At 60.6% G+C, this 20,361-nt stretch carries 20 protein-coding genes and 1 pseudogene; 10 read left to right on the top strand and 11 right to left on the bottom strand.

All coding sequences use genetic code 11. The features are described from left to right. Window positions 1-16 precede the first annotated feature (16 nt). From LJ655_RS14855 to LJ655_RS14845, 3 genes are read left to right on the top strand one after another with little or no spacing between them, the layout of a single operon-like run. Window positions 17-925 carry a substrate-binding domain-containing protein gene (locus tag LJ655_RS14855; protein WP_230562008.1) on the top strand — a complete coding sequence of 303 codons (909 nt, stop codon included), beginning with the start codon at window positions 17-19 and terminating at the stop codon, window positions 923-925. Between the two features lie 26 nt (window positions 926-951). Continuing rightward, window positions 952-1,683: a hypothetical protein gene (locus LJ655_RS14850; RefSeq protein ID WP_230562007.1), complete on the top strand. Its 732-nt coding sequence runs from the start codon at window positions 952-954 to the stop codon at window positions 1,681-1,683. 13 nt (window positions 1,684-1,696) lie between these two features. Next, the gene (locus tag LJ655_RS14845) at window positions 1,697-2,701 is read left to right on the top strand and encodes a LysR family transcriptional regulator (protein ID WP_230562006.1); all 1,005 of its coding nucleotides are present in this window, start codon (window positions 1,697-1,699) and stop codon (window positions 2,699-2,701) included. Window positions 2,702-2,772: 71 nt separating this feature from the next. Here LJ655_RS14845 and LJ655_RS14840 read toward each other — a convergent pair whose 3' ends face one another. Further along, window positions 2,773-3,756 carry a hypothetical protein gene (locus LJ655_RS14840; RefSeq protein WP_230562005.1) on the bottom strand — a complete coding sequence of 328 codons (984 nt, stop codon included), beginning with the start codon at window positions 3,754-3,756 and terminating at the stop codon, window positions 2,773-2,775. Window positions 3,757-4,207: 451 nt separating this feature from the next. Here LJ655_RS14840 and LJ655_RS14835 point away from each other — a divergent pair, with 451 nt between their 5' ends. Beyond that, the gene (locus LJ655_RS14835; RefSeq protein ID WP_230562004.1) at window positions 4,208-4,474 is read left to right on the top strand and encodes a hypothetical protein; all 267 of its coding nucleotides are present in this window, start codon (window positions 4,208-4,210) and stop codon (window positions 4,472-4,474) included. Between the two features lie 174 nt (window positions 4,475-4,648). On the opposite strand, the gene LJ655_RS14830 is transcribed toward LJ655_RS14835, so the two are convergent. Together LJ655_RS14830 and LJ655_RS14825 are read right to left on the bottom strand one after the other, a co-directional pair. Next, a complete protein-coding gene (locus LJ655_RS14830; RefSeq protein ID WP_230562003.1) occupies window positions 4,649-5,995 on the bottom strand; it encodes a hypothetical protein in 1,347 nt (448 codons plus the stop codon). A gap of 190 nt (window positions 5,996-6,185) precedes the next feature. Further along, window positions 6,186-6,917, bottom strand: coding sequence for an alpha/beta fold hydrolase (locus LJ655_RS14825; protein WP_230562002.1), 732 nt, complete (start codon window positions 6,915-6,917; stop codon window positions 6,186-6,188). Between the two features lie 582 nt (window positions 6,918-7,499). On the opposite strand from LJ655_RS14825, the gene LJ655_RS14820 reads away from it, so the two are divergent. From LJ655_RS14820 to LJ655_RS14805, 4 genes and pseudogenes are all read left to right on the top strand, one after another. Then, window positions 7,500-7,832, top strand: a complete 333-nt coding sequence (locus LJ655_RS14820; RefSeq protein WP_230562001.1) for an HdeA/HdeB family chaperone — start codon at window positions 7,500-7,502, stop codon at window positions 7,830-7,832. A 638-nt stretch (window positions 7,833-8,470) separates the two neighbouring features. After that, a pseudogene (locus LJ655_RS14815) lies at window positions 8,471-9,814 on the top strand (AfsR/SARP family transcriptional regulator); the annotation flags it as partial. A gap of 783 nt (window positions 9,815-10,597) precedes the next feature. Continuing rightward, window positions 10,598-11,656 (top strand): hypothetical protein, encoded by a 1,059-nt coding sequence (locus tag LJ655_RS14810; protein ID WP_230562248.1) that lies wholly within the window; start codon window positions 10,598-10,600, stop codon window positions 11,654-11,656. Window positions 11,657-11,694: 38 nt separating this feature from the next. Next, window positions 11,695-11,946 carry a nickel-binding protein gene (locus LJ655_RS14805; RefSeq protein WP_230562000.1) on the top strand — a complete coding sequence of 84 codons (252 nt, stop codon included), beginning with the start codon at window positions 11,695-11,697 and terminating at the stop codon, window positions 11,944-11,946. A 349-nt stretch (window positions 11,947-12,295) separates the two neighbouring features. Here LJ655_RS14805 and rpsU read toward each other — a convergent pair whose 3' ends face one another. The 6 genes from rpsU to LJ655_RS14775 form a co-directional block, all read right to left on the bottom strand. Next, window positions 12,296-12,508, bottom strand: a complete 213-nt coding sequence (gene rpsU / locus LJ655_RS14800; RefSeq protein WP_230561999.1) for a 30S ribosomal protein S21 — start codon at window positions 12,506-12,508, stop codon at window positions 12,296-12,298. Between the two features lie 186 nt (window positions 12,509-12,694). Then, window positions 12,695-12,910 (bottom strand): hypothetical protein, encoded by a 216-nt coding sequence (locus tag LJ655_RS14795; RefSeq protein ID WP_230561998.1) that lies wholly within the window; start codon window positions 12,908-12,910, stop codon window positions 12,695-12,697. 71 nt (window positions 12,911-12,981) lie between these two features. Further along, a complete protein-coding gene (locus tag LJ655_RS14790) occupies window positions 12,982-13,221 on the bottom strand; it encodes a hypothetical protein (protein ID WP_230561997.1) in 240 nt (79 codons plus the stop codon). A 76-nt stretch (window positions 13,222-13,297) separates the two neighbouring features. Next, complete coding sequence (locus LJ655_RS14785; RefSeq protein WP_230561996.1) at window positions 13,298-13,588, bottom strand: hypothetical protein; 291 nt, start codon at window positions 13,586-13,588, stop codon at window positions 13,298-13,300. Between the two features lie 511 nt (window positions 13,589-14,099). Then, window positions 14,100-14,324 carry a hypothetical protein gene (locus tag LJ655_RS14780; RefSeq protein WP_230561995.1) on the bottom strand — a complete coding sequence of 75 codons (225 nt, stop codon included), beginning with the start codon at window positions 14,322-14,324 and terminating at the stop codon, window positions 14,100-14,102. Between the two features lie 278 nt (window positions 14,325-14,602). Continuing rightward, window positions 14,603-14,806 (bottom strand): cold-shock protein, encoded by a 204-nt coding sequence (locus LJ655_RS14775; RefSeq protein WP_102649347.1) that lies wholly within the window; start codon window positions 14,804-14,806, stop codon window positions 14,603-14,605. A gap of 547 nt (window positions 14,807-15,353) precedes the next feature. Here LJ655_RS14775 and LJ655_RS14770 point away from each other — a divergent pair. Together LJ655_RS14770 and LJ655_RS14765 are read left to right on the top strand one after the other, a co-directional pair. Continuing rightward, entirely contained in the window at window positions 15,354-15,632 is a 279-nt protein-coding gene (locus LJ655_RS14770) for a hypothetical protein (protein ID WP_230561994.1), read from the top strand. Between the two features lie 823 nt (window positions 15,633-16,455). Beyond that, window positions 16,456-18,678: a tetratricopeptide repeat protein gene (locus tag LJ655_RS14765; protein ID WP_230561993.1), complete on the top strand. Its 2,223-nt coding sequence runs from the start codon at window positions 16,456-16,458 to the stop codon at window positions 18,676-18,678. A 945-nt stretch (window positions 18,679-19,623) separates the two neighbouring features. Here LJ655_RS14765 and LJ655_RS14760 read toward each other — a convergent pair. After that, entirely contained in the window at window positions 19,624-19,905 is a 282-nt protein-coding gene (locus LJ655_RS14760; RefSeq protein WP_230561992.1) for an amidohydrolase family protein, read from the bottom strand. 115 nt (window positions 19,906-20,020) lie between these two features. Further along, window positions 20,021-20,155 (bottom strand): hypothetical protein, encoded by a 135-nt coding sequence (locus LJ655_RS30105; protein ID WP_268991495.1) that lies wholly within the window; start codon window positions 20,153-20,155, stop codon window positions 20,021-20,023. Window positions 20,156-20,361 lie beyond the last annotated feature (206 nt).

Genomic DNA, 20,361 nt, shown 5'->3' with positions numbered 1-20,361 from the left:
CTTACGGAGGTTCACGATGCGTGATAAGAGAAGCATGTTGGTGCATGTCGGCGTGATCGCCGCCGCGCTGTGCGGCGCGGCGCTCGCGAGCGCCGCGGTGCGGGCGGACGGCGCGCTGCCGAACAACGACGGCGCGGACGGCGTGCTCAGGGTGTGCGCGGACCCGAACAACATGCCCTTGTCCAACAACAAGGGCGAGGGCTACGAGAACCGCATCGCGGCCCAGATGGCGAGCGACTTCGGCTACAAGCTCGAATACACGTACTTTCCGCAGCGCATGGGCTTCGTGCGCCACACGTTGCGCGAGAAGGACGAGGGCAGCGGCCGCTATCGCTGCGACCTGATCATCGGCGTGCCGAAAGGCTATGACATGACCTCGACGACGCAGCCTTATTTGCGGTCCACTTACGCGATGGTGCTGCCGAACCGCCCCGAGTTCGCCAGCATCAAGACGCCCGACGACCTGCTCAAGCTGCCGCCCGAGCAACTGCACAAGCTGCGCCTGGGCATCTTTTCGCAAACGCCCGCGGTGGACTGGCTGCTCAGCCACAACCTGATCGACCAGGCAGTGTCGTATCAGGTGCAAAGCGGTGATCCGGCCGTGTACCCCGGACAGATGATCGAACATGACCTGCGCGCCGGCAACGTCGACGTGGTGTTCCTGTGGGGGCCGATTGCCGGATACTTCGCGAAGCGTGCCGGTGACTCGGTGAGGCTCGTGCCGTTCCCGCCGCAACCCGGCATCCGCTTCGACTACACGATTTCGATGGGCGTGCGCTACGGCGAAAAGGAATGGAAGGACAAGGTGGATCAATGGATCGGCGCGAATCACGACAAGATCGACAGCATCCTCGCCACCTACCAGGTGCCGATGCTCAAACCGGTCGAAGCGCCGGCGGCGAAGCCTGGCGATGCCTCGCAATGACGCGCGCGTGCGGCGCGGGACCAGCCATGGCGCGCGCCGCGCTGATGTGGATGCTGTGCGCGCTGTGCCTCGCGCCGGCCGCCGCGCTCGCGGCGAACGCGGCGCCAGGCAGCGGCGAGATTACGCCGGCCGAGCGGCTGATTTTTCTGACCGATCATCTGCACGGCGTCGCCGCGCAGACCGAGCTCGACTACGCATTGACCGATTCCGGTCAGCCGACGCACGGCACCGAGCTCGTCAAGGTGCTGGTGATGAGCCCGGACAACGCGAAAGGCGACGCGCGGGTGTCCGACCACAGCGGCAACGTGAACCTGCCGATCGGCGGACTGCAATGCAATCCGGCGATCATCTATTTTCTCGAACGCGACATCGCCGAGATGCAGGGTCTCACCGGCGGGCAGCGCCGATATTTCCAGCAGCGGCTGCGTCTCGCGCTCGCCGCGGGGCCGCAGATCGAGAGCGTACCGAGCGAGGTCGGCGGTAAGCCGGTCAGCGCGCGGCGCATCGTCGTGCAGCCTTATCTGAACGATCCGAACGGGGAGCGCTTCACGCAATACCTGGGCAAGCGCTACACGTTTCTGCTCGCCGAAGGCGTGCCGGGCCAGGTGGTGCAGATTCGCACCGACGTGCCGGGCCCCAACAACGATTTCGCGCATCCGGCGCACACGGAGTCGTTGAGCTTTCAGTCCGCACTGAGCAAGTTGCCGGCGCCGGGCAAGGCGGTGAAGCCGTCGAATGCGCCGCGGGCCAGTCGCTGAGGCAATGGTTCCAATGCAGAAGGCGAGTTTCGCGACGCACCGGGTCAACCTGAATTTCGTTCGTACGCTGACCCTGCGGCAGTTGCAGATCTTCGTGGTCGCGAGCCGCTATACCAGTTTCGCGCGCGCGGCCGACGAGTTGCATCTGACGCAGCCGGCGGTATCGATGCAGATTCATCAACTGGAAGAAGCGGTCGGCCTGCCGCTGTTCGAGCGCGTCGCGCGCAAGCTCACGCTGACCGAAGCGGGCGAGGTGCTGACCCATCACGCGAGCCGCATTCTCGGCGAAATCAAGGACACCGAAGACGCAATGATGTCGCTGAAGTCGGCGGACAGCGGCTCGATCAACGTGGGCATCGTGAGTTCGGCGACTTACTTCGCGCCGAAACTGCTGGCGATGTACTCGCATCTGTATCCGAAGGTCGACGTGCACTTCTCGGTCGGCAATCGCGACGCGTTGCTGCGCATGTTGCAGGACAACGCGATCGATCTCGCGATCATGGGCCGTCCGCCGCCCGAACTCGACACGACGGCCGAACCGCTCGCGAAGCATCCGCAGGTCGTGATCGCGCCGTTGAGTCATCCGCTGTGCGGCGCGCGCCGCTTCGATCTGCAGGAATTGCGGCGCGACGTCTTCCTGTTGCGGGAACCCGGCTCGGGCACCCGGATGGCCGCCGAGGCGATGTTTCGCCAGCATCTGTTCACGCCCGCCAAAACCGTCACGCTCGGCAGCAACGAAACGATCAAGCAGGCGGTGATGGCGGGCATGGGGGTGAGTCTGATCTCGCTGCATACGTTGCAGCTGGAATTGCGCACGGGCGAGATCGCGCTGCTCGACGTGAACGGCACGCCGCTCGAACGCACCTGGCAGATCGTGCATCTGCGCTCGAAGCTGCTTTCGCCTACCAGCGTGATGTTCCGGCAGTTTCTGCTGGAGCACGCAGCGGTGCATCTGGAACAGGAATATGCGGCGTTTGCGGGGGTGTTTGTGAAGCCGCCGGTCGGCGCCAGGCGGTAGGGCGCCGGGGTCGTGGAATTCCCAGAGCGCCCGCAAGGGTGCCACACCAAATGGCAGCCAAAAACGAGTCCTTAAGGATGCGCCAACGTTGCGACGTGCATCGTGAGGGGCATTTCGGAATTCGTACTATGCCACGTCGGGACCGCGTGTTCCGGGCGGTTACCGGCGGAGCCCAGCAGTCCCAACGCGTCGATGATGCCGAGATATTGCTCATATTCGCCGACAGCGGGCTGCTCACGGATGCTGCATGCAAAGGTCAGTATCTTGAGACGCCTCAGCGTTTCCTCCTTCTGCTCCGCGATAGCGTTCTCGATGACGAGCGCTCCTTTACTGTGTCCGACCAGGGTCCTGATGTGGTCGGTGTGTTTAAGAATGTAGTGCAGTACGTCGGAAGAGCCGCTGCCATGCTGGAATACTGGAGCCTCGGTCGCGGCCGTCTTCGTTCCTGGAACGGTCGCGACCAGACTCCTTCCCACCGATGCGGCTCCCGGCACCAACACCGCCAGGGTGTTCTGAAGAGGCTGCTTCATCCAGTACGTAAAAAGTCCGAACCCAAAGAATCCTCCCAGCGCCTGCTGGACGACGTCAGCTAACCCGTAGCCAGGAACAATGCCTGCCACGGGCTTTCCCATTGCGCGGGAGACATTCCACGCCAAGGCCGCCGATCCGAGCGCGGAGCTTCCCACGCCACTTACCGAGATCGAGTCAATACGGCTCACGCCGTCTTTGGCGCCGAGGAACTCGGAGACATCGAAAAAGCACTGGATGTGAGGAGTCGCGCTGGCATCAACGATAACGATGGCACCCTCTGGGTTTGCTAACGCGCCCAGGTCCACCTCTTGAAGCGCGCGAGCAAACTGCGCGCACGAGTCACGGGGTGCGTGGATAGTCACGTCCAAACCGTCGATTTTCATCGCGCGATGAAAAGCATTGACGTCGTAGAAGATCGTATCGATGAGCACATTTGCGAACCGAAGGGAACTGACAAGCGGCTTGATCTGCGCGCGCTGCACCTCGAAATCTGCCAGATTGAAGGGCTCGTAGACAGTAAACATGGGAATGCACACAGAATGCGCGACCATACGCGTTTGTGCCGTCACGTATCGCACTTCCAATGATCCGCAGGGCTGGGAAAACTGCGCAGGTACGTGAAGCGTTCCTTCGGCAAGAGAAGGCCGACTCGCATAAACGTAGTTGGCCCTGAGCCATTGCGGCGGCCAATCTACGTGCCAGGGCCGCCATACTTTGTGCGATCGCCACACTGGGATCCGGGAGGTTCCAGAGTAGCAGCCCGGCCGCTCCAATGACAGGCGCGGTCTGCCATAGCTCGGCCGCGACGCGCAGCACTCGACCCCGAGCGGACTTTCGGCGCAACCAAGACGGAACGACCGAAGCCAAGCCGTCATCGCCCTTATCGAACGTCCTACCTGGACGCGGCGCGGACGCTCAACTAACCTTGCCGCACCATCAGGCTCTAACCGTGTTCCAAATCAGGAAGTTACAGCTATGGACCAGACCCAGATGAACCTATCAGCCCCACTCCTGTCGGCTGACTTGACCCGATTGTTTTCGGCCTACGGCTTTGGATGGGGTTACTGCGCCTTCGCCCTCCCCGCTGAAACGGTTTGTGCAAAACTCGGCGCTGCGGACGAAACCCCGAAACAACTGATGCTCGCCTTCCAGCTTGGTCAACGCCGGGTTTTGCAGGCCGTGGAACAGAAAGCGCTGCCAAGCACGGGCGAACGGATAATGCTGTCGGCCGCTGATCTCTGACGATAGATCAAAGCGCGGGCAAATCTGTCCGACTTGTTGTCGAATACAGCGAAGTGGCCGCGCTCGACTGTGACGGATTCCAGCCGCAGCAGCTGGTCGAACTCGATTCGCCTTCGTCAAACATCACGACGATAGGGTTTGCCTCGGCAAACCCTCTGCGAGTCAGGTTCGCGGTTAGTTCAGCGTGACTTGCTGCCGCGACCACGAGAACGGACCATAGGCATCGACGCCATTCGGTGCGTTCTTGGTCGGATCGAACGTGAACTTCGTCCATTCCATCGGCGTGGTCTGGCCGTGGACGATAATGCGGTGGAAGTTCGGCACGTTGTAATTCGTGCCCACCGGGTTCATCACGTATGGGTCGAACGAGCAGGGGGTAGCCGCAGTGAACGGGGTCGATGCGTCATAGACTTGAGTGGCGGGCTTGGCGTTTTCGTGTACGCACGCTTGATTCGGCATCAGCGGATTGTCGGACTGGTACAGGTGGGTGTCCCCGTTGATGACCAGGACGGGCTTGCCGAATTCAGCAGTACGGCGAGCAATGATGTCCACGTACTGTGCATATTCCGACAGACGGGAATTGTTGCCCAGGCTTTCCGCACTCCACATGTCGGCCTGCACGGCGATTACCAGTGCAGTTGCCTTCTGCGCTTCAGCTTGGTCGAAAGCGTTGTTGAGCCAATCCTTGGTAGCCTGCGTACGGTTCGCGACTTCCGTAGCCTGTTGCGCAGTCATATTCGCCGTGTCCGGAGTTTGCGGTTTCTTACCCGAAAACCACACGTCGGTACCATTGTTCGAACCGCCTGGAATGTTGGCGGTAGCGAATACCACGCCTTGGTTCGCCCACCAGACGTTTTCGACAAACTGCTTGTCCGTAGCGTTTGTCCCTTCCTGAGCCTGACTGTGAACCTGGAGGGCACCAGAACCCAGTGTCGAGCCTGCAGCAGGGAAGAACAGTTGGCGAACCAGGTTCAGGTTATCCACGGGATCGCCAGGCTTATTGGAGCCCGTGCTATAGCTCGGCTGGGGAATTCCAGCGACGTTGCCCAGCAGCGGGTCCGTATCAGAGTAGAAGCCAGCGATCTGCTTCGGTACCTGGCAGTCTTCCCATTCGTTGTCACCCGGTGTGTAGACCAAGGGCAGCGTGAACTGCGAGAAGAAGCTTTGAATAGCCCGGTCGTAGACTTCCGTGCAGTTTTCCGAGCCCGAGTGCAAGTCACCGACGTGGAAGGCAACGCTCACATCTTTATCGCTCGCGATAGCCGACAGGTACTGCGGCAGGTGCTTGAATTCGTACAGATCGTCACCGGGAGCAGCGCCTGCGGTCGGATTGGGATTGCCGTACGGCACATCGCCGAACAGCGCAAGCGAGAATGTCTTAGCAGTGGGGGGCTGAGACTGGCTTGCGCCAGTGGCGGGGCTGTTGCCATTGTTGTGGGAGCCACCGCAAGCGCTGATAGTCAGATTAGCAAGTAGTGCAGCGCTGAAAGCGATGGAGCGAATCTTGGGGAACGTTTTCATTTTAATGGGAATGTAAGTTTGCCTGCAAAATCATGCGAAGTCTTACATTCGTGGATGACACAACTATTACGAACCGGCCTCGATTTGCCAGTTCAAGTCTGGGCCTGTGTGTCCGGTACTTGGGGCGGGTCCGACTTTCAAACGTCCGCAGTTGGCCGCCCGTCGCCCCACGTAATCCGCAGCAACCGACCTATTCGGCCAAGAATCGCTTGATCGCTGCTGAAAAGGCGACCTCGTTGTCGAGCATCATCAGATGGCCGCTGTTGGCTAGTGTGTGATCTCCAGCGCATTTTTCCAGTGCCCAGTCGGGTACGTTCCAGCCTTTGCGTGAATGTTCACCGGAAAGCAGATACACCGGATGCCGGTCGAAGACCTGTTCTAGTATCGCAGCGTAGTTATCGTCGCCTGTTGTCGTGACAACCGACTGCCCCATGGCGCGAAGCGTGGAAGCTGGCTGGTGAGCAAGCCAGCGGATAGCGACTTCACGCAGGTGTGGCGCAGGTGCGGTAACGGAACCACTGATCCAGGCTAACGGGTCAGAGCGGAATCTGTTCATCATGGCGTCGGCCTCGTTCGGACTCATCCGTCCGACCGACGCTGACCAGAACGCATCGTCCAATGTGAAGTTCCCTTCGACATTCACGATTCGGCGGACGTACTCGGGGTACGTATGGGCGAACAGCATGGCGATCGCACCGCCAACGGAATGACCAACTATGTCGACGGGCCCGCTCCCAAAGCGGGCGCCAACAAACGCCCGCAGATGTTCGACTTGGCCGGGTAGCGATATGGCGTCCGGAGGCGCGGATTGGTGCTGGCCGTAGCCGAGTAGATCAGGGGCCGCGTGCGGAGAGTCGTAGCCGGCGACATCCAGTGTGCCGATGAAGCCATGAATGAAAACGACTGGCAAGGTATTGCTCATGCTTGTTAGATGGGAGCTCAATATGTCGTTAGGCTGGTATCCGCGACCGGACATGAGGTGGGACCGTTGTCGAAATTGTCACCAATCTTGGCCGCTGTGTCGACCGTCCGTTCCTGGCCGGGCGCTGCCGGACGCGGTTTACAAACGGGGGCGAACAGCAGCGCTAGCTGTGATCCGCTGGACCCGAACCTGAGCCGCCCTTCGGTCCAGGACCGCCGCAATGGCCGCTTCGGAAGCACACTCGATACTCGCCCGTTAACTCAATCGCGACCGTTGCGGGGCATGTCACCGGGGCGATTCCCGCCAGATGGGTGCGCCTAACCCACACCGAACCCACGGGCGTTCGCGCCGGCTCCCGCTCCCGCGTGATAGGATCAAGGTCCGATTGTTGGCCTGCGGCATTACCAAGAAGATCCGTTAGATGCCTGAACACAAGCGTGGCCTGACGCGCCACGCCTGGAAGGTTTTGCGCCAGCCGATCTCTGTACGGCAGCGACTGCTTCTGGGAGCATCGATGGCCTTGACACGCAAAACCGGCGGTCCAGGCACCTCCGTAACCTCTTTCCAATGAAGGAGTGCAACATGAAACAAGCCGCAGCCGCAGCCTCATCCGTCCTGTTCGCACTTCTGCTCGCTCAACCGACTCTCGGGCAGACGAGTAAGCCGATGAGTCCCGCGAAGATGACCTGCGAGGACTTCGTTGCCGTGGACGACGTCTATCGTCCGACGCTTGTCTATTGGGTCGCCGGCGTCGATAAGCTCGGCATCCGCGAGACCGATACGATGGTCGCCGATACGGCCACGCCGATTGGCGTCATCGTCGATGCGTGCAAGAAAACGCCGAAGGTGGCGTTCAAAACCAAGGTCCGCGAACTGTACAAGAGCGGCCAGATCAACCTCTTCGACCATCACTGACGCCGGGCTCCGGAGCGGGGCTCCGCACGCGCGGCAGGCGCCCCGCAGCACCCGCATTGAAGCTCGGCGACCTTTATGGGAGTCCGAGCCATGCAACGGATCACCCCTCTGTCGACCGGCGTCGATCAATGCACGCGGCGCGTGACCTTCCAATACCGTTCCTGACCACTCAACGAGCGATTGGCCCCATGCTGCGCCGCGTCCGCAACGCGTTGCTAAGGAAACAGAGCCCGCGCTCACGATCAAGTGTCAGCGCCTGCTGTTCGGTCATCCAGTATTGCTGACGTGCCGCGTCGTACTGGAGATGACCTCTCCTCACCTGGATCCCCAGCCACTTGGCGACTGCGCACGGGTGCGTACCCGTCGTCTTTGCAAGTTCACCTGGGGTGAGGGGATGTTCAACCAGCGCTTCATACAGTCGTAGCGTGTCCGTTCTGGGTGGCGCTGCAGCGGCTGTTAATGCAACGCGACGATGGACGAGTGTGCGGATGTACCCGTTCAACCTGCCTTGATGGTTCGCCACGTCAACCTCCCCTCGGTTTGAAGTAGCAGAGCCTTGCGCTCTGGTAGTAATCTGCGTGAAAGAGACATTCGATGAATGCCGTTCGACGATATGAGCCTCCCCCTGAAGCGTTGTAATGACGGTTGGAGCCAGCGTGCAAAACGCGAATACGCCTGACGTCGTGGCGCGGCCTTTGAGCATTCGCCTGTTCGGCGAACTCGAAGTTCGGCGCGATGGCGTGAACGTGCCATTACCGGCTTCCCGGCGTACTCGCGCCCTGCTCGGATATCTCGCGGTGTCGAAGAGCGCATTGCCCAGGTCGATGCTGTGCGATCTGCTGTGGGACGGCCCTGACGATCCGCGCGCCGCGCTCCGCTGGAGCCTCTCCAAGCTCCGTCCCCTAGTCGACGACACCTCGCTGCAGCGCATCGTCGCCGACCGGACACACATTGCATTCAATGCCGCCGGCGCGTTCGTCGATAGCAGCAGGGTCCAGGCGCTACTCGCATCGGGAACCGACCGCCTGGCTGTTGCCGCGCTCGAAGAAGCCGCACAACTACTGCGCGGCGAATTTCTGGGCGGCCTCGAACTGCCGGGCTGCTACCGTTTTCACAACTGGTGCGTCGGACAGCGCGAATGCTTCGGGCGCATGCGCAAAACCGTCCTGCGCGCGCTCATCGCGGGACTGGCATATGACGTGCCGCTTGCTTTGCAATACGGCCGCGAACTCGTCGACACGGACCCGCTCGATGAAGCCGCTCACGCGACATTAGTCGGTTTGCTCGATGCGGCTGGGCGTCGTCCCGATGCGGACAGCCACCACCGTTATGCACGCGAGCTCCTTCAGCGCGAGATCGGCGCTCGTGCCTGTACGATGCTCGACGATGCGGTCCGGCGCATGCGGCACGCAGCGTCGCTGGGCAGTGCCAGTTACTGCGTCGATCCGGCAGCACTTGACGGCAAGCGTCCTTCGAACGGCGACAATGGTGCGGCGGCGCAGAACGGGCGAGCGTCGTCGCATGAACAACAAGCGATGTCCCAATTGCCTCTCGTCGGGCGCTTCGCGGAGCGCGCGAAGCTTGATGTGCTGTTGACATCCAGGGAGCCGCACGGCCTCACTTTGCTGACGGGCGAGCCGGGCATCGGCAAAACCCGACTGCTCAATCATTTCAGTCGATGCGCGACGAGCGCGTCCTACCGCGTGCTGCGCGGCCGCTGCTATGAAGCGGAGGCTATCCGGCCATACGGCATCTGGATGGACGCGTTGCGCGAGCTCGGCATCGATGCGTCAGCGCCCGCCGACCGACTTCTCGCGCCGCTCATTCTCCCGCGCGCGCCCGGCACGCTCGGATTCCAGGCCGACGAGCGAGGCCGCGAACGCTTCTATGAAGCAGTCGTTGCGTTGCTCGGCCGGTTGTGCGTCGAACATCGCCTGGCGTTCGTGTTCGACGATCTGCAGTGGCTTGACGAATCGTCGGCGGCATTGCTCCACTTCGTACTGCGGCGAGCGGGCGATGCACTGCCTGTCATATTCGTCGCGGCTGCACGTCCCGCCGAGACGGAGGACAACCGGTCCGCGCGGATACTGTTGCAGTCGCTGGCGCACGACGGCAGGCTCACCCGCCTCCCGCTGCCACCGCTTACTGCTACCGAAGTCGGCGCACTTGTCGAAGCATCGGGAAGCGGGCTGCGCGCTGACGAGGCGCTGAAAGACAGCGGCGGCAATCCGCTTTATGTGATCGAACTCGCGCGTGCAAAACGAATGGATGGCGAAGTGTCGACGTGCACTGTGGATACTTTGATCGCCGATCGGCTCGCGCCACTGGACTCGCCCACGCGCGATCTCCTGTCGTTCGCGGCTTCGACAGGTCGTGCGTTTGCTCCCGAGCAGCTTGCGCAGCTGCTCGACCGTCCGCTGGCTGACATTCTGTCGTGCGTGTCCGAACTGCAGCGTCGCGGAATCTTTGCCGAGGCGACCGACACGGAGTTCGACTTTGCACATGATCTCGTTCGGCAGGCCGTCTACCGAACGCTTTCCCAGCCGCACAGGCGCGCGATTCATCATCAGATTGCGCGGCACCTGCTTGCGAACAGCACCCATGACCCGCGGCTGTATGGCGAAGTCGTTCATCACGCGACGCTGGGCGGCGACTCGCGAATGACGGCGCGAGCATGCGTCGAGGCCAGTCATCACTGTCTTCGCGTTTTTGCGGCCACGGAGGCACGTACGGTCGCGGAACGCGGGCTCGCTCACGCACGTTCGTTGCCCAGCGGCAGCGAACGCGTTCACCTCGAAATCCAGTTGCTGACTGCGCGGCTGGTTGCCATCGCCAGTTCAGGCCACGCCTGCGCCGCGTCGATGGAGCATGAATTCGAGCGCGCCATCGATGAGGCGGAAGCCCTGTCGCTTCATGCCGACATCGTTCAGGGGCTCCATAGCCTATCCTGGCTGACACTGCAGGCGAACGACATTGATCGCACACGCGAAGTGACGATCCGCGCCGAAACGGCCGCGCGAAAAGCCGATGCGGCGACGCGCTGCAGGCAACTCGCCAACACGGGCCGATGTCTGCTCGAACTGGAGCGCGATCTGCCTCGCGCACGCCACGTTCTTCAGGAGGCGGGCGCGCTCGCAACGCGTCTCGATCTGCGCGTCGTCGAACTGGCGTGGGGCGAGGCACTGCTCGCACGGACCGGCGGCGACCTGGAAACCGGCTGTTTGAAGCTTGACGAAGCCGTGCGGCAAGCGCGTGCGACGGGCGATCACTGGCGCGAGTTCCAGTGTCTCGTCTGGTTCGCGACGATGATCTTCGAACGCGGCGCGTATCAGGAGGTTGTCCAGGTGGCAGGGGAGATCATCGAGGCCGCCCACAAAATGGGCGACTCCGGTGCGCCATATGCCGAGGTCATCAGCCAGATTGCAGAACTGCGGCTGGCGGACGACGACACGCGCTCGTTCGTGCCAGAAGGTCTCGACGTGCTTCGTCAAGCTGACGACAAACGGCATCTTTCCTATGCACTCAACGAAGTAGTGCGTGCGTCTCTCGACCGCCGATGTAGCGCCGACGTGTTCGCTCTCGGGCGTGAGGCTCTGCATGCTGCCGAGGCGCTCGCTTCACCTACCGAAAGGATCGTTGCAACAGCCTTGCTTATCGAAGCAGCTCGCTCCGTCGAAGCGACAGAGCTGTACGACGGTCATCTTTATTCTTTGCGCGAATTGCTGGCCGACAAGCCGCTTTCTCCGCGCGGTAAGGCGGCACTGCAACGGCTTTATGATCACTGTCCAGGCATTGCAACGGTGATTCAAACGCAGCTGCATTAACTTTGGCGTGCCAACTGCGCCGCTATCGGAGGAGTGCCATGTCGCACGTTGTGGTCGAAAGGAGCTTTCCGACGCCGCAGTCGGACGAAGACCTGTCCGTTGTGGAAGACCGTCTCGCGCCGTGCAGCGAAGTACAGGGCGTCGTCTGGATACGCAGCGTAGTATCCGTCGATCGCCGGCACATGATCTGTGAGTATGAAGCGCCCGACGCCGAGACCGTCCGCAATGTGCAGCGGGAAGCCGGGGCTGCCTTCGACCACATCTGGTCAGGCGAGGTCATCCAGAGCTGAGCCGACTCGGGCGTTGGCAAAAGCCGCCGCAGCGTCCAACAGGCGCTATACGAGTCCAGGAAATCGTGCCCCCTATGATTCGACGGCGCACGCAGTCGACGCCGATTGCCTGCGTCAACGGAATGACTGCAGGTGAGTGTCCATCCGCCATTCCCGGGAGCTAACCAGGTAGCGTTGAAAGGCCGTTCATGGCCGGGCGCTGCCGGACGCGGTTTGCAAACGGGGGCGAACGGCAGCGCTAGCTGTGGTCGGCTGGACCCGAACCATTGCTGTCATCCAGACCGCAGAGCCAACAACGACTGCTCCGGGAGGACAGCCGCCGCTCGCTTACCCGCATCACAACTTCGGCTCAGTACAGCTTCCTCGGTGGCAACGACCGTTTGATCTGTTTTTCGAGTCGGGCCACAGCGGCAGCCTTTTTTCGTTTGCGTTTCGCAGTCGGTGTTTCATAAGCTGTTCTGGCCCGCAGTTCCTTTATCAAACCGGTGCTCTCGATCGAACGTCGGAAGCGGCGCAACGCGACCTCCACCGGTTCGTTCAGCTTGGGAGTTACAGTAGTCAATTTTCTTCCTGGATGTGAGTTTGCGCGGTGACTCGTCTGGACGTCCGCGACGGGGTTCGCTGCTCGGTTTCGTTGCGGTGAATGTCATCTGATGAAGGGGTAGAGACACGATCGGTGCTCCTTGTGGCCCGACGCCTTTGCTCCGGTGGTGCGTACGATAACCCCCCTGTCGATGCGAGACTCCCTTCAGCCAAAGCGCACGTCCAGCCACTCCTGCGCCCATTTTTTCGCATGGGCAATGGCGTCTTCGCGCACGTCGAAGCCCGCGAGATCACCACTTAGATGAACGGCGTACTGGCTCCCATCCGCACGGCTGCTACTGATGCGGGCATGAGCCATGTATTCGCCGTCAGCCCTGCGTGGCGTTGGGTCGATGATGAATCGCGTCGAATTGAAGCGCATTGTCGTTCCTTGTTCGGTTGCCGCGCCGCGATCACCGTTGCGCCAGCGTCGCGTGACTGGGATGGGCTGCGTCACGCATTCAGCAGTGCCATGATCCGGCCGGCCTCGCGATCCGAATCGCAGCCCGCCATGCCATCCTTCCGCAGCAGTGCGCGAACTGACACAAACATCAGATAAGCATCCGCGTCGACCTCGTGGCGACCGTCGAGGATCACCTTTTCGAGCTCGGCGCGGGCCCCTGACGGCAGAAACCGGTCGACAAGTCCAGAGCCGTCGCGTCGAATCCACTTCAAGAGATCAGCTCTTTCCATGTCAAATCTCCGATGTTGCCTGCGTGTCCCGCCACGGACGTGTGGCGATGGGTTCCGGTGTGCAGCGAGGTGCGAATCACAACACCAGATTGAGGATGTTCGTGTCTTGGGAACACCTGTCGATGAGGCGTTCCGCATAGGCAGTCGACGCACGCCGCGCGTCGCCGGCGCTCTGGAAGGGCCTTGTCACCGCAAGCCGGAATACGCGGCTGCGGGGCGCTTCCCCTGAGCTTGCCGGCTCCTCGATACGCACGGCGGCGTCGAACCCTTCGTCGTAGTTGTGTCCGCGTCCGGGCTCGGTGGCACGATGTGGATACACCAGTGGACAAACTTCCAGTCCACGGTAGTGACGGAAACCGGTTGTCATGAAATTCCTTTGAGGCCGCGTCAACACGCGACGAAACGGGAAAAGAGTGTGAGCGACTGAGTTCAGTCTTCACATGATCGGCCGTGTTGTTCGGCCTGTGATGAAAGTGAGCGGCCCGATTCCGTTGGAAAAGGCAACTGGGGAGGCGCAGAGAAGGGCTGTGGGTCAATCAACTCTTTCATGCTACACCCATTGCCCTATTTGTACAGCGAATGTTTTGTTGTCTCTGCTTCTTTCACGAAGTCGGAAAAACGCATCACTGCGAGCATGCGCGTGGCGTGGCGTGGCGTCAGCGGCGGCGAAATGCGGCCCGTTGCGTTGTGCCGCTACTTTTTACCTGAAAAGCTCATGTTGAATAGGTCCTCTGCCGAGGACGTCAGGTCAACATGAATCTCGAAACCCCGATCTGGGATCATTCGGTACATGAGGCGCTCCGTCTATTGACGAACCAAGTGCGTCGTCGACCTGGTATCTCACATGTGTTGGTTGTATCGAACCGGTGCGTCGCCTGTTAACCGCGCGTGTCGACCCAGTTGCGTGCCCAGTGTGTCGAGTGCTGCAGCGCCTGCTCTTCACTCGTGAAGTAATCGAGCGAATAGAACTGGTAGCGGCCTTCGGCGCGCGCGCTATCGGTGCGTTCGAGCCGCAGGTTGGATGAAAAACTGCCGTCGGGCAAACGATGCACCGAGGCTTGGACGGCATAGCCGTTGTATTGTTGAATTTGTTTGTTGTGCATTTTAATTCTAATGATGTTCGGGTGCGGGCGTGCCGTGCGAAAGGTGCACGGGTACACCGATTCAAAGCTCTTGCGAGCAGAATCTGACGCAGCCGGAAAGCGAAAAGAGGCGTTGAGGCCGGAGGGGAGAATGAAGCGTAACGAGGTGTGTGGCGCCCGGTAAGCTGCTGAACAAACAGGTGCAGCTAAGAGCGATCGCGCCAACTTCAGCGGACGAAGCTCCGCGCGGGTGTCGCTGCAACCCGGCCTCCATCGCGGGAGACCGGGCCCTTCAAACTTTACAGCGGCTTGATGTTAGCCGCTTGCAGACCCTTCGGGCCTCGCTTCGTTTCAAAGCTGACCTTCTGATTCTCAGCCAGCGTCTTGAAACCGTCGCCGCTGATTTCGGAGAAGTGCGCGAATAGATCGTCTCCGCCATTGTCTGGGGTGATGAAGCCAAAGCCTTTGCTGTCGTTGAACCACTTGACGATACCGGTATCCATGAAGATTCCTTGAGAAAAAATAGAGAAATTTGCTCTGTTAAGGAGCGCGTGAAGCATCAAGGAGGGAGAGGACAACGAATACCGCTGAGGAGCGAGCAATTGATGAACAGCAATCGAACTTCTTGAACTTCAGACGACACGGTACCCGCCGGGTGCTACCAGCGTCAATAACTATCTTGTAACTGTTTCACCAGATGGCCCGTTCTGCAGACGAAGTGACTGGACCTGCCTGGGATGGCGCGCAGGTTAGACAGGCAGTGGCCGGCAGGCGCAAGCTTGGGTCGGCACCGCACCTTCTGCGGAGGGATCGAACAGACGGAACCGCGCACCGCCCCCCCTGAATTTGCATCAGATCAGTGCACTGACTGGCCGTTTCCAAAGCGCAGCCGACGCCGGAATGACTGCGCGAGTTCAAAGTGAAGGGCGGCTCATGGCCGGGCGCTGCCGGACGCGGTTTGCAAACGGGGGCGAACAGCAGCGCTAGCTGTGATCGGCTGGACCCGACCCTGAGCGGTCTTTCGACAGTCGTTAGGCCGGACGTCTCTTGATGAGTGAAATAGCCGACGCTCTCCGGTCAACGCCGTGCTGCCGAAGTGCGCCGCCGCTTTCCGGCTATTCGCAGTGGGAAATGGTCGCACGCTTCGGCGCGATTAGCCTGGCAAAGCAGCAGGTCGGCATGGCTGACGGTATCTTGCGTCGCTCGTCGTGGCGGGAGCGCGCTAGCCGGGCAGGGTGTAACTACGATCCGGTCGTTGCGTTTGCAATGTCGCTGGAAAAGCCGCTCCCTCCTGTCAAGCACAGCAAGGAAGAGTTGCTGGCCAGATAAAAAGCGCAAGCCGCGACGGAGCGCGGGTGGACGCGCAGTGATGTGCGTGGACGCCGACAATCACTGGATGTGCCATATCGCCAATGGGCACCGGATGTTGCGCGGCGTCAGCTCATGCGGCACGGCCTGAAGCATAGCCGGCTGTTGTCGCACTGCTTGCAGAAAACGAAGCCGGGCTACAGTTCGCCTAGGAGGAAAGGCTGGGGCAAGGGATCGCAGATAGAGCTCTTTGCGGCATAACCTCGTTCGGCGTTACCCGCCACGGAGAGTCTTCCGTGGCGTTTTCTATCTGGCGTCTGGCTCGATCTGGGTGGCCTCGTGCATACCTCGCTGGAAGAGCCAGACTTGCGTCACCGCATACATCAGTACAACGATTTATTCATGCCGATTGTCGGCATTGAATGGATCACTCACATTACCGGTCTCGTAGAACGTGGCTGGTTTATAACTGGGTCGATCGCGTTCGTTTTACCTATAATGATTTCGTCCATCTCTGCAAGGAGTTTTCCATGCGGCGAGTACAACAGGACAACGGAAAGCCCGTCGACGAACACCGGCCACGTTCACATGAAGCGTGGGCTTGGTTGAGACAGGATGGAAACCAGAAGACGTTGCGCTTCGTGGGCGCAGCGATTGCGGCGGCCGTCGCATTGCTTGTCAGCACGGGCGTCCTTCACAGGCCATCACCTGAGCCGGTCGCACAAACGGCGACCGTTAGCCCCTCTCAACTGTCGGCGCCAGCACCAGTTCAAAGCGCTAGTGCCTCGGGTGGCAACGCGATCAATGTGCAAGGGATTGGGAATCACGTCCATACGGAAAAGCAATGAAAGCCCTCTACGCATCTTTAGTGGTCGCGATGCTGATGGCCGGCGCGGTATCCGCCGAATCGCCTGCACAGTCTGCGCGTAGTCCGCAGCCCGCTCCGCCACCGGTCGCGGTGGGCCAGGTCGCGACCGCACAGAATGGCCATGCTATTAACGTCTCTGGTACCAACAACTTCGTCAAGGTCAGCGGCGAACTCGACGAGAAAACCCGTGCCCAACTCGAGGCCGCGGTCCGCAACGGGCAGCAGACCCAACGGATGCTGGCGGACGTGCGCGTCGAATACAAAAAGGCGCTCGCCACGATTCAGAGGCTCGCGGATCAGATGAATGCCGCGCCTCGCGCTAAGGAGGCAGCTCAAGCGCTTGCCGCAGGAAATTCGGCGCCATCCGAGGCCCTTCTCCATGACGAGGAGCAGGGCGTGATAAACAGTGCCGAAGGACAGACCGCTCCCACTGAGCAACGACACAAGGAAGCCGCGGAACTCGCCCGACAGCGCGGTGCGCTGGCCTTCTGGACCGACAAGACGGCTGCTTTGGACGCGTACCTGACGGCTGTGAGCTACGATCCGGCTGATGTGAAGACGCGGATATTCACAGGCGACCTTCAGAACCTGCTCGGCGATACGAGTGCCGCGAGAGAAACCTTCGCCAAAGCGCTGTCGGTCGCGGAGGCGAACCTGAGGAAATACCCGGACAACGCCCGTGCAACTCGCGAGTTGGCGCTCAGCATGGACAGGGTCGGTGAGTCGATTAAACAGCAGGGCGATCTGCAGGGGGCAATCGCGCGGTATCAGCAGGCGCTCGCCCTGCTAGCGCCCCTCGCTAAGGCCGCGCCTGATGACGTGCCGTTGCAACTCGATTTTGCAGAATCCCATGCGTCTCTCGGTAGCGCGTTGCGAGCTCGAGGCGACTCCAACGCGCTTGCGCAATTCCAAGCCGCCATCGCAATCACGGAGCCCTTGCTCCGGCGCTACCCCGACGACATAGAGGTACAGCTCACAACAGCGGCCAATCATTTCCGGGCTGGCCGAATCCTTGAAAGTGCCGGGAACCTGTCGGGTGCACTGAACGAATACCGACAGGCGAGGACAATTGCGGAGTCGCAATCAACCCGACAAAAGACGCAGGCAGCGAAAGGCGACGACGTGACGATCGGACATCACAACGCCGATGTGATCAGGCTTGCTGCCAATGACGCATGTGGGGTTGTGCTGTTGATGCAAGGAGACCGGGCCGGCGCGCTCGACGCGTTCGAAGAAGGATTGAGAATCTCACAAGAGCTTGCGCAACAGGACCCCGGAAATGACGACTGGCAACTCTGCGCCGCGGGAGACCTGACACAAATTGGCACCTTGCACATGCTGCAGGGGCGGCCACAGGTTGCGCTCACCGAGCTCAAAAAGGCGGGCAACATCTACTCCGCGATGGCGCAAAAAGATCCAACCAACGTCGAACGGCAGGTCGGCGCGGCGTTGACGCACTTCGGGTCAACAGCGCCACTGTTGATGACCGGTGATCGGGCCGGGGCTGCTGCCGAAGCAAAGCTAGCGGTGTCCGAGCTTGAAACGTTAACCCAGCGTTCTCCGGACGACACGCAGTGGCGTGCCATGTTGGCGCAGGCTTACATCTTCGAGGTCAGTGCACGCAATCCCGCCGACCCGCCTGATCCTGCCAGGCAGCAGTTGGACAAAGCGGCCGCTATCCTGAGAGCGCTACTGGCCCACGACCCAGCGAACACCGACTGGCGCGCCGCGTTAGCCGAGTGTCGTACGATAGAGGCGCAATTGCTGCTGCAATCTGGAGACGCAGCAGGCGCGGTCTCCGCCTCAAAGGAGGGGATAGGTATCTACGAGCAACTGGTGAAAGAAGATCCGACCGCGGTGCTCGACATGCTGATGCTCGCCGAGTCATCCTTCACATTGTCGATGGCCATGCAAGCGAAGGGCGAGCGTGACGCGGCCAAAGACATGCTGGCTCGTGCAATGGACGGCTTCCAGAAGGTACTGAAAACCGATCCCGACAACTCCATGGCAGCGGTTCTGCTGGCGATCGGTTACTTGACTCTGGGTCGTCAATCCAGTCAGCCTGAACAGCAGCGAGCTTATTTTCTGCAGGGGTCGTCGATTGTGAAATCGCTGAAGGAACGTGGAGAACTGGCCGACGGTTTCTCTGATCTAATTCCAACATTCGATGGGGAACTGGCTGCGCTCGCGGCGCGGTGAAGCTGCGACGGCCGCAACTATCGGGGGAACGGAGAGCAACAATATCGACCTGTACGTCGGGATCAGCGTGACAGACAAGCGACGTTCGCGTTGGGTGGTGGATACATTCCGAAATGGATCAAATGAGCAATTACTCATGGCATGTGCCCCCACCCGCAGTCTTTCCCGATTATCTTGAAGCATGAGGTGCGCGCTTCACGGAAGACTCGGCGGAAGTTTCCTTCGGGTCCGGGCGAGTTTCCTCGCAATGGACCTTGTCCCCTCCACGCGTTTCGAGCAGAGCGAGCGCCCTCTCGAGCACCTGCTGCCCGCAGACACCTGCTACAGATTCATGCACCGTGCCAAAGGCAATATGCTGTGCGAGGTTGGCACAGACCCGGTCTCGACCGCCTTCCAGTCCGCACTCGACGCATGTGTGCCAGCGTTCCCACTTGTCGGGCTTAGTTAGAGTCAAGGAGGACGGACGGTCTGCCGAGACGATTGGCGCTGTGCACCGGAGCGCGGGAGTTCGAGGCGATCGCAATTAGGGAAGATGTGCAGAACCCGATTTGGGCGCGAGAATTTTCCGGGTCCGTCGCGGCCTTGCCGTTGATAACGTTTTTAAAGTGACGATCACCCATGATTAATACCTGTCCGCTCTACGTCGGTGAAACGTGTGACCACACGGGGCCCGATTTCAGGATTTTCGCAAGGCCCTGCGTGTCATCCACAAATTGCTCACCAGGCAAGCGTGCGCAAGCGCCGACCTGGGTACTGGCCATAAGGCAGCCATAAGAGTGGACGAGCCGCTCGAACGGTAGCTTAGGCTTTGGACGAACGTCCGCTCGTGGCCGCACTGCGTCCCCGGCCAGGCCCCGACGCCGGCTTGGGGTTGTATCTCACAAAACCGGCATAAGCCGATGTTCGTGTCGGCCTTGCTCAGGCATATTGCAGGTTTGATCAGTTTCAGAGTCGATATATCCGCTCCGCATCGTCGTGGATTAGCGCACGCCGTTTCTGCGGCGGGAAGTCTTTCGTGATGGCCTTGAATGCGTTGAACACCTCGCCGTAACTGCTGAAAAGCCTGTCGACTGGAAAATTGCTTGCGAACACGGAGCGCTCCGCCCCGAACGCGTCGATTGCGGCCAGTACGAACGGGCGGATGCTGCCGACGGTCCATTTCCAGTCGGCCATACCGAACCCCGAAATCTTGCATGAAACGTTTGGCGCCGACGCCAACAGCTTCATGGCCTTCTTCCAGCTTCGGGTTCTGCCAGGGTCCGGTCGACTGGCATGCCCGTGTGTGGTTCAGCACCTCAGGCGTATCCGGGAAGTCACGCGCAAGAGCTACGGTTTCCTCCATCTATGTGCAATAAATCTGCAGACCGAGCGACAGGTGATAGCGCTTGAGCAGCGCATATCCGCTGTGCCGCTCGCCGTCGCTCATCAGATGCGGAGTGTCAATAAACGTCTTCACCGGGTCGCGATAAAAATTCATGCGCTGCGGCGGAAGCGCCGATCTCCTTGCCGCCGAATTCGAGCATGCCGATAAAACATACGGCTGTTGAGCCATGTCGAATCTCCAGTCGCGATACGCGGTCGACGCCCGCCAGCAATCCCGTGAGACCGATGCAACGTGCTCAACGAGTGGACCGATATTCGCCCACCGCAGGCTCAGTGAATGTGGGACTCTGGGGCCGAGAC

Source organism: Paraburkholderia translucens (assembly GCF_020881035.1).
GTDB lineage: Bacteria > Pseudomonadota > Gammaproteobacteria > Burkholderiales > Burkholderiaceae > Paraburkholderia > Paraburkholderia translucens.
This window is presented reverse-complemented; position numbering and strand designations above follow the sequence as displayed.